The sequence below is a fragment of the Pseudomonas sp. SWRI22 genome, from assembly GCF_014268395.2.
In the GTDB taxonomy this organism is placed as follows: domain Bacteria; phylum Pseudomonadota; class Gammaproteobacteria; order Pseudomonadales; family Pseudomonadaceae; genus Aquipseudomonas; species Aquipseudomonas paracarnis.
The window spans coordinates 2,997,207-3,009,880 of record NZ_JABWQK020000001.1; the positions used below are offsets into that span (position 1 = coordinate 2,997,207).

Genomic DNA, 12,674 nt, shown 5'->3' on the forward strand with positions numbered 1-12,674 from the left:
CATGTTGAAACTGCTGATTCTCGATCGGGACGGGGTGATCAACTACGACTCCGACGCTTACATCAAGTCGGTGGAGGAGTGGATCCCGCTGCCCGGTTCGATCGAGGCCATCGCGCAGTTGAGCAAAGCCGGCTGGACAGTGGCCATCGCCACCAACCAGTCCGGCATCGCCCGCGGTTACTACGACATCGCCACCCTGGACGCCATGCACGCGCGGTTGCGCACGCTAGTGGCCGAACAGGGCGGTGAGGTAGGGCTGGTGGTCTACTGCCCCCACGGGCCGGACGAAGGCTGCGATTGCCGCAAGCCCAAGCCTGGCATGTTGAAAATTATTGCAGAACATTACAAGGTGCCCTTGGCTGGGATATGGTTCGTCGGGGACAGCCTCGGTGACCTGGAGGCGGCCAAAGCCGTCGACTCTCAGCCAGTTTTGGTTAAAACCGGAAAAGGCGAAAAGACCCAGGCTAAAAACCTGCCGGTAGGCACCTTGATTTTTGACGATCTGGCGGCCGTTGCCGCAGAACTTATCAACAACTAGCCGCCCTCGACTTCCTGACCAAGGACTGTTCGGGAGTGCGCTTTTAACAGGCGGGCCGTGTCCCGCAACGGTAAATGCCGCCATGTCGATCTTGCAGGCCATCAGAACCTTTTTCTTTTACCTGCTGCTGGGCACCAGTTCGTTTCTCTGGTGCACCCTGAGCTTTTTTATTGCACCCTTCCTGCCCTTCAAGGCGCGCTATCGCTTTATCAATGTCTACTGGTGCCGCTGCGCTTTGTGGCTGAGCAAGGTGTTCCTGAATATTCGTTTCGAGGTCAAGGGCGCTGAAAACGTTCCTGATCAGCCGTGCGTGATTCTCTCGAACCACCAGAGCACTTGGGAGACGTTCTTCCTCTCTGCGTATTTCTCGCCGTTGAGCCAGGTGCTCAAGCGCGAGTTGCTGTATGTGCCATTCTTCGGCTGGGCCATGGCCATGTTGCGTCCGATCGCCATCGACCGGGACAACCCCAAGGCTGCGCTCAAGCATGTCGCCAAGAAGGGCGATGAGTTGCTCAAGGACGGCGTCTGGGTGCTGATCTTCCCTGAGGGCACGCGGGTCCCCTACGGCACAGTGGGCAAGTTCTCACGCGGTGGTACCGCCCTGGCGGTCAACGCCAACCTGCCTGTGCTGCCGATTGCGCATAACGCTGGCAAGTTCTGGCCCAAGACTGGCTGGGCTAAACGCCCAGGGACTATCACCGTAGTGATCGGCGAACCGATGTATGCAGAAGGCGAAGGACCACGTGCCATCGCCGCCCTGAACGACCGCGCTGCGGCGTGGAATGAGGCGCAGCAACGGGCCATGGGCTCCCTGCCTCCGGAACCGGTGGTGGTGGAGACGCCGGCCGTTTGAGGATCTGTGGATAACCTGTGTACGCTTTGTTGGCGAATTGGCTTTTTTGCTTCATAACAAGCTGATTTACTTACATATTTCTGAAGCTCATAAAATTCAGAAAAACGTGCATAAGTTTTTTCTTCATAAAAAAACCGGTCCTTGTGACCGGTTTTTTATGCACAGCAAAAAAGCCGCTTTTTCAGTCCTCCAATAGCGGCAGCAGCAGGATAAACGTCGAGCCCTTGCCTAGCTCACTTTCGCACACGATCCGCCCTCCATGCCGTTCTACTACCGCCTTGACCATAGTCAGGCCCAACCCAAGACCTTCACTGCCCTGGGCCGAATCGAAACGTCGGTATTGGTTGAACAACTCCGGTAGATCCTTCGGCGCAATCCCCGGCCCCTGATCACTTATCCCGCATTCCAACCAGCCTTGCGCACTGCCATGCCTTAACCTGACGGTGGTGCCAGATGGGGAGTATTTGATCGCATTCTCCAGCACATTGAACAATGCCCGGGTGAGCAGCGATTGGTCGGCATAGACCATGGCTTCATCCGCCTCATCCAGGTCATGGAGCAAATGGATGCCCTTCAACTGAGCAATCACCGCCACTTGATCAAAGGCGTCCATCACCAGCATGGCAAACAGGGTGGGCTGGAACTGGTAACCGTCCGCTTCAGCCTTGGCCAATTGCACAAAGGATTCGGTCAGACTCAAGGCTCGCCGTACCTGCTGTTCGATCTGAGTAAACACCGGGGACTCCCCGTTGTGCACGTCCAGCAGGGCGAGGATCGCTGAATGTGGCGCACGCAGGTCGTGGGAAAGGAAACGCAGCATCGTCTCGCGATGCTGCTGGGCTTCACGCTCCTTGCTCAGGTCCGTCAGGCTCAACAACCAGCCGAGGGCGAAATCCCCTTCGGCAGGCAGCAAAGGGGCCAGTTCCATGCGCAAACTGCGTTGGTGGATATCGCGAAACTCGACCAGCTCCAGCGCCGAGAGGGCAGGGCGTACACCATTATGCAGCGGGGGATAACCCAGATCGGCGAGCTGTTCGACGAGGTTTTCGCCGACCAGATCATTGCCGAATACTTCACGGGCCACGCGGTTGGCCAACAGGATACTGCCCTGGGGATCGGTAATCAGGGTCGCTACCGGCAGGCACTCCAAGCCATCAGCCATAAAGCGCCGCGTATCGCGGGTACGGCTGACGGCTTGTTCAAGGGCAAAGATCCGCCCTTGCAGCACATCGCCCTTACTGGCGGGCGCGCGACGACGTTCCGGAAGCACCTTGGGCTCGTTATCCAGGCGTGCCAGTTCCCAGCCAAAGTAGGCGAGGATCACGCTCAGACGTCGCCAATTCCAGATCAGGTAACTCAGCAACAAACCGATCAGGCACGCTGCGGGGCTCCACCAGTGGCCCAGGCGCAATAAGGCCCATGAGCCCAGCAAAGCCACGGCCATGCCTGCCAAGGTCATCCACAGGGCGTAGCGTGGGCGCACAAGCAGAAGGCCCAACAGCAGGGCCACCAGGGACGTTGCCAGCAACGCCGCCAGCCAGCCGGGCAAATCGACGATGCTGCGGCCCTGCAATAAACCATTCAGTACGTCCGCCTGGATCTCAACGCCCGCTGTAGTACCTACGGTGGAAGAGAGCGGCGTCACGAAACGATCGGCCATGCCATAGGCTGAGGCGCCGATCAGAACCAGGCGACCACGCAGCGACTCGGGAGGTACCTCGCCGCGCAATACGCTGACGTAGGACACACTGGGAAAATGGTCTGGTTCCGAAGTGAGCGGCACACGGATTTCATGTTCCTGGTGCCAGTGACCTCCAGTAGGCTCTTGCGGCAGGCCCGGCATCGTCTCGGCGTGCTCGCTCATGGCGAATGCCAGCCACGCCAACTGAGGAAGTGTGCTTCCCGGAGGGCCTTCACGTAGATACACGCTGCGCACCACTCCGTCGTTATCCGCTTCGACGTTGATGTGCCCGACGCCCTTGGCGCACTTGAGGAGTGGCGACAACGGCGTTATCTGGGCCCTGGGGCTGACGCTGCTGTCCCCGGCGATGGGCAGCAATACATTGCCGGCTTTGCAGACGGCATCGGCCAGTTGTTGGTCGTCATTATTGTCGCCGGGCTCACTGAAGATCACGTCAAACAAAATGCCCGCTGGCTGTGCGGCGTTCAGGCGTTCAATCAGCTCGGCATGCACGCTGCGCGGCCAGGGCCACGGGCCTAGTGCTTCCAGGCTGGGCGTATCAATGGTCACCAGAACGATCCGTGGATCTGCCGGTAACGGCGTCAGGCGGCGCAGGCTGTCATAGAGCGGATTGTTGAGTGCCAGCCCCGCACTCAAGGATAAGTACGCGGTGAAGGGCAGGAGCACCAAACCGATCAACAGCCATTCACGAACCAGCCCATGAAACAAAAGCTGCGCCTGGGTAGGTTGGCGTTTCTCGGCTTTGCGCCATAGGTTCACAGGGCTACCGCCAAAAGGGTGCCAAGGAGTCGATGGTCATTGAGTAAAGATTTCATAAGCCCAGGATCCCTCTCCATGGGGTTGCGATGAAGTGCATACGGTGTTCTGAAACCAGTGAAGCTTATTTGGGTCTCATTGGAGGAGTTCCCGCGGCCGCGCAATGAACGATACCGCACATTCAAGCAGGCATTACGCACCAGCGAGGCGATCGGCACCGACCCTTTTCTTGACCGACTGGAGCCGGTATCTTTCTTTGAGGACGTAGTGGGTGGCGTTTACGGCGCTTTCAGCGTATCGAGAGATACGAGCACCGTAAAATCCGCCCATAATTATTCAGATTCAGAGGCCGGCATTTGTACAGCATGTGCCCCTATCCAAGCTCTCGTTTTTTGTAGGAAGGACCCCACCCATGCGTGTCGCAATACTGGATGACGAACCCGCGGAGTTGCGACGGGTGGAACAGACACTGCGACAGATTCCCGGCCCGACTGAACAGCCTTGGTCGCTGCATTTTTTCGAACGTGGTGAAGACCTGCTGCGCCAGCTACGCCGGGAAACCTTTGACCTGCTGATTCTTGACTGGCAACTGCCGGACATCTCCGGGATCGCGTTATTGCGCTGGACTCGCGAGCACATGGAATCGCCCCCTGCCGTCATCATGCTCACCAGTCGCGATGCCGAGAGTGACATCGTAACGGCGTTGAATAGTGGGGCGGATGATTATGTCAGCAAGCCGTTTCGGCCCAACGAACTCAAAGCCCGAGTCAGCGCCGTCCTGCGGCGCCACGGTTTGCAAAAGTCGGCCACCCAGGAAGTGCAGAGCTTTAACGATCTGACTTTCGACGATGCCGAACTGACCGTCACCCGAGCGGGCAAACCCATCAACCTGACAGAACGAGAATACCGTTTGGCAAGTTGTCTATTTGCCAACCTGGCCCGACCGTTGTCTCGCGAGTACCTGTATGAGCGGTTCTGGAGCCACGAAGAAATGGTGTCGTCGCGGCCGTTGGACACGCATATCTACCGCCTGCGTAACAAGCTAGGGCTGACAGCTGATCGCGGTTGGCAGCTGTTGACGATCTATGGGTACGGGTATCGGTTGGAGAGTGTGACACCCGCCGCGCAAAATTGAGTACGCCGATGTTCCACGTGGAGCATTTAAGAATTCGAGTCTGCAGACCAATAAAAAAGGCCAACGCTAAGCGTTGGCCTTTTGTTTTTAGCTGATGTGCCTGATCAGAAGTCCAGGTTAGACACCGCCAAAGCATTGCTCTCAATGAAGTCACGACGAGGCTCGACCGCATCACCCATCAGGGTGTTGAAGATCTGGTCTGCGCCAATGGCGTCTTCGATGGTCACGCGCAGCATGCGACGTTGAGCAGGGTCCATGGTGGTTTCCCACAGCTGATCAGGGTTCATCTCGCCCAGACCTTTATAGCGCTGGATGGTATGACGCTTGGTGCTTTCCGCCATCAACCAGTCCAAGGCTTCCTTGAACTCCTTGACCTGCTTCTTGCGTTCGCCACGCTGAATGTAAGCACCGTCGTCCAGCAGGGTGCTCAGTTGAGCGCCGAGGGTGACTACGGTCTTGTAGTCGTTGCTGCCGAAGAAGTCGCGGTTGAAGGTGACGTAGTTGGACAGGCCGTGGGAGATCAGTTCGACCTCTGGCAGCCATACGTTACGTTCACGGTCTTCACGCAGGCTGGCTTTGTATACCAGGCCGGACTTCTCCACAGTACGCAGGCGTACTTCGTACTGGGCCAGCCAATCTTGCATGGCGGCGTGATCGCCCAACTGCTCCAGGCTCACGGCTGGCAGGTAGATGAAGTGCTCGGTCAGCTCCTGAGGGTACAGGCGCGACAAACGCTTGAGCGTCTTCATGACCATACGGAAGTCGTTGACCAGGCGCTCCAGCGACTCACCCGAGATGCCCGGCGCTTCGTCATTCAGGTGCAGGCTCGCATCTTCAAGGGCCGATTGCGTCATGTACTCTTCCATGGCGTCGTCGTCTTTGATGTATTGCTCTTGCTTGCCCTTTTTCACTTTGTACAACGGCGGCTGGGCGATGTAGATATAGCCACGCTCGATCAGCTCCGGCAACTGACGGAAGAAGAAGGTCAGCAGCAGAGTGCGGATGTGCGAACCGTCGACGTCAGCATCGGTCATGATGATGATGTTGTGGTAACGCAGCTTGTCGATGTTGTACTCATCGCGGCCAATACCGCAGCCCAATGCCGTGATCAAGGTGCCGACTTCCTGGGAAGAAATCATCTTGTCAAAGCGGGCCTTCTCAACGTTGAGGATCTTGCCCTTCAACGGCAGGATGGCCTGGGTGCGACGGTTACGACCCTGCTTGGCGGAACCGCCTGCAGAGTCACCTTCCACCAGATACAGTTCGGAGAGGGCAGGGTCTTTCTCTTGGCAGTCAGCCAGTTTGCCTGGCAGCCCGGCGATATCCAGCGCACCTTTACGGCGGGTCATCTCACGGGCCTTACGCGCGGCTTCACGGGCGCGTGCAGCATCGATCATCTTGCCGACGACCAGCTTGGCTTCGTTCGGGTTTTCCAACAGGAAGTCGGAGAAGTATTTACCCATTTCCTGTTCAACCGCGGTCTTCACTTCGGAAGACACCAGCTTGTCTTTGGTCTGGGAGCTGAACTTCGGATCCGGTACCTTGACCGAGATAATCGCCGTCAGGCCTTCACGGGCATCGTCACCGGTGGTGGCGACTTTATGTTTCTTCGCCAAGCCTTCCGCTTCGATGTAGGTGTTCAGGTTACGCGTCAGCGCGGAACGGAAACCCACTAGGTGAGTACCGCCATCGCGTTGCGGAATGTTGTTGGTGAAGCACAACAGGTTCTCGTTGAAGCTGTCGTTCCACTGCAGGGCGATTTCCACGCCGATGCCGTCTTCGCGCTGAATGTTGAAGTGGAACACCTGGTTGACCGCGGTCTTGTTGGTGTTCAGGTATTCAACGAACGCACGCAGGCCACCCTCGTACTTGAACAGCTCTTCCTTGCCGCTGCGCTCATCCTTGAGGACGATGCCGACACCGGAGTTAAGGAAAGACAGTTCACGAATCCGCTTGGCCAGGATGTCCCAGCTGAAGTGGATGTTCTTGAAGGTTTCTTCCGATGGCTTGAAGTGGATCTGGGTACCGGTGGTTTCACTGTCGCCGACAATTTTCATCGGTTCCTGTGGTACGCCGTGGACGTAGGTCTGCTCCCAAATCTTGCCGCTACGGCGGACAGTGAGGATCAGTTCTTCGGACAGGGCGTTCACTACCGACACACCTACACCGTGCAAACCACCGGATACTTTATAGGAGTTGTCGTCGAACTTACCGCCAGCGTGGAGCACGGTCATGATGACCTCTGCCGCCGAAACGCCTTCTTCTTTGTGCACGTCTACCGGGATGCCACGACCGTTATCACGCACGGTGATGGATTCATCCGGGTGGATGATAATGCTGATGTCGTCGCAGTGACCGGCCAGAGCTTCGTCGATGGAGTTATCGACCACCTCGAACACCATGTGGTGCAGACCGCTACCATCATCGGTGTCGCCAATGTACATACCGGGACGTTTGCGTACGGCATCCAAACCTTTCAGCACTTTAATGCTGGTCGAGTCGTACGTGTTTTCTTCGCTCATGCCTTCACTCCCGATGGTCGTGGGTCTGGGTGATACGGCCTTGTTCCACGTGGAACAAAGCGACTGGCGTTTCCGTCTGCCAGCCTTCCCTCAATAATTCGTGGTCTACACAGGTGATAAACACCTGGCAGCGTAAGTCTTCCAACAAGCGGCATAGCGAGCGGCGGTGCTGCTCGTCGAGTTCTGACGGCAAGTCATCCACCAAATAAATACACTGACCGCGTCGAGCCTGGCTAACCAAATGGCCCTGCGCGATACGCAATGCACAGACCACCAACTTCTGCTGGCCGCGGGACAAGATATCCGCAGCATTGTGTGCACCTAATCTAAGGCGCAAATCAGCGCGCTGGGGGCCGGCCTGGGTGTGTCCGATTTGCTGATCCCGTTGCAAGGACGTTGCGAGCACTGCACTCAGCTCACGCTCTTTGTCCCAACCCCGGTAATAACTCAGCGTCAGCCCCTCGAGGTCCAACAACTCGCTCAAGGTCTGCTCAAAGACTGGTTTCAAGGCTTTGATATAGGCGCGGCGGTATTCATCTATTTCGTCGCTGGCCAGGCACAGTTCACGGTCCCAGGCTGCTTGCGAAGCGGCGTCAAGTGTACCATGCCGCAGCCATGAGTTCCGCTGCCGCAGGGCCTTCTGCAGGCGCTGCCAAGTGGCCATGAAGCGTGGTTCCACGTGGAACACGCCCCAGTCGAGAAACTGCCGACGAATTTTCGGGGCCCCCTCCAACAATCGAAAGCTGTCGGGGTTGATCAGTTGCAACGGTAGGATCTCGGCGAGTTGCGCTGCGCTGCGCGCATTTTGCCCGTCGATTCGGATCTGAAATTCGCCACCGCGATCACGCGATATCCCCAGGCTGCTATGTCCGCCCTCAGCCAGTTCCACTTGGCCAAATACGGTACAGGCCAATTGTTCGTACTGAATCACGGGTAACAAACGGGCACTGCGGAAGGAACGCGCAAGCCCCAGCAGGTGGATGGCTTCCAGCACGCTGGTTTTACCACTGCCGTTGGCGCCATGGAGGATGTTGATGCGGGGGGAAGGGGAGAAGGTCACCGGGTGCAGATTGCGCACCGCGGTGACCGAGACGCGACTAAGGGACATCTAGCTTCTGCTGAGCATGATTACAGGCGCATCGGCATGACAACGTAAGCCGAGTCGTCGTTGTCAGATTCTTGCACCAGGGCGCTGCTGTTGGAGTCCGACAGGATCAGACGAACCTGTTCGGTGGTCATGACACCCAGCACGTCCAACAGGTAGCTCACGTTAAAGCCGATTTCCAGCGATGCGCCGTTGTAGTCGACACCCACCTCTTCTTCCGCCTCTTCCTGTTCCGGGTTGTTGGCCTGGATTTTCAGTTGGCCGTTGGCCAGTTGCAGGCGAATACCACGGTACTTTTCGTTGGACAGAATCGCAGTACGGCTGAAGGCTTCACGCAGGGCCTGACGATCACCGACCACCAGCTTGTCGCCACCTTTAGGCAACACACGCTCGTAGTCTGGGAACTTGCCGTCGACCAGCTTGGAGGTGAAGGTGAACTCGCCGGTGGTGGCACGAATGTGGTGCTGGCCCAACACGATGCTGACGTTGCCGTCCGGCTCGGTGAGCAAACGCGCCAGTTCAAGGATACCTTTGCGTGGAACGATCACCTGGTGACGATCCGGCTGACCGATATCGGCACGCATCGAGCACATTGCCAGACGGTGACCGTCGGTGGCCACGGCGCGGATGATGCCTTCCGATACTTCCAGCAGCATACCGTTGAGGTAGTAACGCACGTCCTGCTGAGCCATAGCGAAGCTGGTGCGCTCGATCAAACGACGCAGCTTGCTTTGCTCCAGGCTGCACGTCAGCGAGCCCGGGCCTTCTTCTACGGTTGGAAAGTCATTGGCCGGCAAGGTCGACAGGGTGAAACGGCTACGGCCTGCCTTGACCACCAACTTCTGCTCATCCACCTTGATGTCGATCAGCGCATCGTTGGGCAGGCTTTTGCAGATATCCATCAGCTTGCGCGCCGGCACGGTGATCTCGCCCGGTTCCGCGGGCTCTTCGAGCTGGACGCGACCCACCAGTTCGACTTCCAGGTCGGTACCGGTCAAGGACAACTGCTGCCCCTCGACCACCAGTAATACGTTGGAAAGCACCGGCAAGGTCTGTCGGCGCTCGACGACGCCTGCGACCAGTTGCAGGGGTTTCAACAGGGCTTCGCGTTGAATGGTGAAATGCATGGTCTAGTCCCTTGCCTTAATAAGCTGCGCTGGTGTCATCACGTAGTCAGTGTACGCAGCAGGTTCTTGTAGTCCTCGCGAATATCCGCGTCGGATTCCTTAAGTTCATTGATCTTGCGGCATGCATGCAAGACCGTGGTGTGGTCGCGTCCGCCGAACACATCACCGATTTCCGGCAGGCTGTGGTTGGTCAACTCCTTGGAGAGGGCCATGGCAACCTGACGTGGACGTGCGACCGAGCGCGAACGGCGCTTGGACAGCAGGTCGGAAATCTTGATCTTGTAGTACTCGGCCACGGTGCGCTGGATGTTATCCACACTCACCAGCTTGTCCTGCAAGGCCAACAAGTCTTTCAAGGACTCGCGAATCAGCTCGATGGTGATATCGCGGCCCATGAAGTGCGAGTGAGCGATGACCCGCTTGAGCGCGCCTTCCAGCTCACGCACGTTGGAACGGATGCGTTGGGCGATGAAGAACGCAGCATCGTGCGGCAGATCGACTTTAGCCTGGTCGGCCTTCTTCATCAGGATCGCAACACGGGTTTCCAGCTCCGGTGGCTCGACTGCAACCGTCAGGCCCCAGCCGAAACGCGACTTCAGACGTTCTTCCAGGCCTTCGATTTCCTTCGGATAACGGTCACTGGTCAAGATGACCTGCTGGCCACCTTCGAGCAGGGCGTTGAAGGTGTGGAAGAACTCCTCTTGGGAACGTTCCTTGCGGGCGAAGAACTGAATGTCATCGATCAACAGGGCATCAACGGAGCGGTAGAAACGTTTGAACTCGTTGATTGCGTTGAGCTGCAAGGCCTTGACCATGTCGGCCACGAAGCGCTCCGAATGCAGGTAAACCACCTTGGCATTCGGGTTCTTCTTTAATAGGTGGTTACCAACGGCGTGCATCAAGTGCGTCTTACCCAAGCCCACGCCGCCATAAAGGAAGAGCGGGTTGTAACCATGCTTGGGATTATCGGCGACCTGCCAGGCGGCCGCTCGGGCCAGTTGGTTGGACTTGCCTTCGACAAAGTTCTCGAAGGTAAAGGTGCGGTTCAGGTAACTGGTGTGCTTGAGCGCGCCTTCTACCTGCACAGTACGTTGCTCGGAGCGCACAGGTGCCTGTTGGGAGCTGGCACCGGCCATCGGGTCGAAGCTGTCGCGGGACGGCTCCTCATTCTCTGGCGCATTTTTGCGCGAGGACGGCTTGGACGGCGCAGCTGCCGGTGCAGGTGCTGCGGCGACAGGCGCCACAGCGGCCTGGGCTTGCGACGCAGCGGCGGCCAATGGCGCATTCGGCGCGGCGCGGGGAGCCGAGCTGCGCTTGCTGCCTATTAATAGGGAGAGAGCAGGAGCCAGACCGTTGCCATGTTCATCGAGCAATTCGAGAACGCGGCCCAGGTACTTCTCGTTGACCCAGTCGAGGACAAAACGATTGGGCGCATAGACACGCAACTCGTCGCCTTCGGCTTCGACCTGTAGCGGACGGATCCAGGTGTTGAATTGCTGGGCAGGCAGCTCATCGCGCAAAAGCTCCACGCACTGCTGCCAAAGTTCCACTGACACGGATATCCCCTAAGTTGAAAGCCGGTGAGGCAAAAACAGCCGCCATTGTAGCGGCCAGCCGTCCACTTATCCACATGTAGGTTGCTCACAGGCCAGCCAAAATCAATGCCTTAACCGCTAAAAAGGCGACCAGTGGTCTGTGCATAAGCTCTGTGGATAAACCCACCTGAGCTCGTTGCACAAGTGGGGTCAAAAGTCTGTGGGTAACTGGCCTGTGGATAACTACCCGTTCCACACACAGCTTATCCGATAGCGCAGCACAGGCAGAGCACCGCTTCTCCCCCGTGTTGTCATTCTCTGTACAACGCGTGGAACAAGGGCTCAAAGCAGTTATCCACAGATGATCGCGTCCCTAGCTTTTATAAGCTTTACAGAAAAGCTTTAAATAACTTCCTTCTTTATTTTTATATCTATCGCCTGCCAGATGGAAGCCAAACGGAGAGAAGGTCGTCAGAACCCCGTCGACATCTAATTAAAGGAAAAGCTGGTTGGAAATTGACCTAGAGGCTTGCTTTCTCTAGAATCGCCGGTCTCTTAAAACGGGGGCCATTCCGGCCCGTTGTGGACGAACCAGGTAACAACGCCATGAAACGTACTTTCCAACCAAGCACCATCAAACGCGCCCGTACTCACGGCTTCCGTGCTCGCATGGCTACCAAGAACGGCCGTGCTGTCCTGTCGCGTCGCCGCGCCAAAGGTCGTGCGCGTCTGGCAGTTTGATAATCCGGTACTGGTGGTGAGTCAGGACTTCAGTCGGGAAAAGCGTCTGCTAACCCCCCGGCATTTCAAGGCAGTCTTTGACTCCCCCACCGGCAAGGTTCCGGGGAAAAATCTCCTGCTCCTTGCGCGCAACAACGATCTTGATCACCCCCGTCTCGGGTTGGTGATCGGCAAGAAGAGCGTAAAGCTCTCCGTTGAGCGCAATCGCCTCAAGCGTCTGATGCGCGAATCGTTTCGCCTCCACCAGGACACTCTGGTTGGTTGGGATATTGTTATCGTCGCGCGCAAAGGCTTGGGTGATGTAGAAAACCCCGAATTGATTCAGCATTTCGGCAAGCTCTGGAAACGTTTGGCGCGTACCCACAAGCCAGCACCAGCAGTCAGCACCGAAACTGTAGGGGTAGACAGCCTTGATGCGTAAACTGGCAATCGTTCCGATCCAGTTTTATCGCTATGCCATTAGTCCTCTGATGGCCAGTCACTGTCGTTTCTACCCCAGTTGTTCCTGCTACGCGTTAGAGGCCATAGAAAATCATGGTCTTCTGCGCGGTGGCTGGCTGACCTTTCGTCGTTTAGGTCGCTGTCATCCGTGGAATCCCGGTGGTTATGACCCGGTTCCACCTATCCCTACCTCCCGTTCTTCTTCGATGGCCGAGTAAT

General features: G+C 57.3%; 11 protein-coding genes. 6 read left to right on the plus strand and 5 right to left on the minus strand.

The window, feature by feature from the left end:
* Nucleotide 1 precedes the first annotated feature (1 nt).
* Complete coding sequence (gmhB, locus tag HU730_RS13140) at nucleotides 2-538, plus strand: D-glycero-beta-D-manno-heptose 1,7-bisphosphate 7-phosphatase (protein ID WP_161793233.1); 537 nt, start codon at nucleotides 2-4, stop codon at nucleotides 536-538.
* Between the two features lie 82 nt (nucleotides 539-620).
* Entirely contained in the window at nucleotides 621-1,391 is a 771-nt protein-coding gene (locus tag HU730_RS13145; protein WP_003187258.1) for a lysophospholipid acyltransferase family protein, read from the plus strand.
* A gap of 181 nt (nucleotides 1,392-1,572) precedes the next feature.
* Here the strand turns inward: HU730_RS13145 and HU730_RS13150 are convergent, their stop codons facing one another.
* A complete protein-coding gene (locus HU730_RS13150; protein WP_186527019.1) occupies nucleotides 1,573-3,852 on the minus strand; it encodes a CHASE2 domain-containing protein in 2,280 nt (759 codons plus the stop codon).
* A gap of 409 nt (nucleotides 3,853-4,261) precedes the next feature.
* Between HU730_RS13150 and HU730_RS13155 the strand changes: the two genes are divergently transcribed.
* Complete coding sequence (locus HU730_RS13155) at nucleotides 4,262-4,984, plus strand: response regulator transcription factor (protein ID WP_054917009.1); 723 nt, start codon at nucleotides 4,262-4,264, stop codon at nucleotides 4,982-4,984.
* A 104-nt stretch (nucleotides 4,985-5,088) separates the two neighbouring features.
* On the opposite strand, the gene gyrB is transcribed toward HU730_RS13155, so the two are convergent.
* From gyrB to dnaA, 4 genes are read right to left on the minus strand one after another with little or no spacing between them, the layout of a single operon-like run.
* The gene (gyrB, locus tag HU730_RS13160; protein ID WP_003187253.1) at nucleotides 5,089-7,506 is read right to left on the minus strand and encodes a DNA topoisomerase (ATP-hydrolyzing) subunit B; all 2,418 of its coding nucleotides are present in this window, start codon (nucleotides 7,504-7,506) and stop codon (nucleotides 5,089-5,091) included.
* A 4-nt stretch (nucleotides 7,507-7,510) separates the two neighbouring features.
* Nucleotides 7,511-8,614, minus strand: coding sequence for a DNA replication/repair protein RecF (gene recF, locus HU730_RS13165; RefSeq protein WP_003187251.1), 1,104 nt, complete (start codon nucleotides 8,612-8,614; stop codon nucleotides 7,511-7,513).
* 20 nt (nucleotides 8,615-8,634) lie between these two features.
* The gene (gene dnaN / locus HU730_RS13170) at nucleotides 8,635-9,738 is read right to left on the minus strand and encodes a DNA polymerase III subunit beta (RefSeq protein ID WP_003187250.1); all 1,104 of its coding nucleotides are present in this window, start codon (nucleotides 9,736-9,738) and stop codon (nucleotides 8,635-8,637) included.
* Between the two features lie 38 nt (nucleotides 9,739-9,776).
* The gene (gene dnaA / locus HU730_RS13175) at nucleotides 9,777-11,294 is read right to left on the minus strand and encodes a chromosomal replication initiator protein DnaA (RefSeq protein ID WP_034129187.1); all 1,518 of its coding nucleotides are present in this window, start codon (nucleotides 11,292-11,294) and stop codon (nucleotides 9,777-9,779) included.
* Between the two features lie 585 nt (nucleotides 11,295-11,879).
* Between dnaA and rpmH the strand changes: the two genes are divergently transcribed.
* Genes rpmH through yidD form a run of 3 tightly spaced genes read left to right on the plus strand, consistent with a single transcriptional unit; the run spans nucleotide 11,880 to nucleotide 12,673 of the window.
* Nucleotides 11,880-12,014, plus strand: a complete 135-nt coding sequence (gene rpmH, locus HU730_RS13180) for a 50S ribosomal protein L34 (RefSeq protein ID WP_003213577.1) — start codon at nucleotides 11,880-11,882, stop codon at nucleotides 12,012-12,014.
* A 16-nt stretch (nucleotides 12,015-12,030) separates the two neighbouring features.
* On the plus strand, nucleotides 12,031-12,435 hold the full coding sequence (gene rnpA / locus HU730_RS13185; protein WP_003177079.1) for a ribonuclease P protein component: 405 nt from the start codon (nucleotides 12,031-12,033) through the stop codon (nucleotides 12,433-12,435).
* Entirely contained in the window at nucleotides 12,428-12,673 is a 246-nt protein-coding gene (gene yidD / locus HU730_RS13190) for a membrane protein insertion efficiency factor YidD (protein WP_019816912.1), read from the plus strand. The genes rnpA and yidD overlap by 8 nt, the downstream gene beginning before the upstream one ends.
* The last annotated feature ends 1 nt before the right edge of the window (nucleotide 12,674 follow it).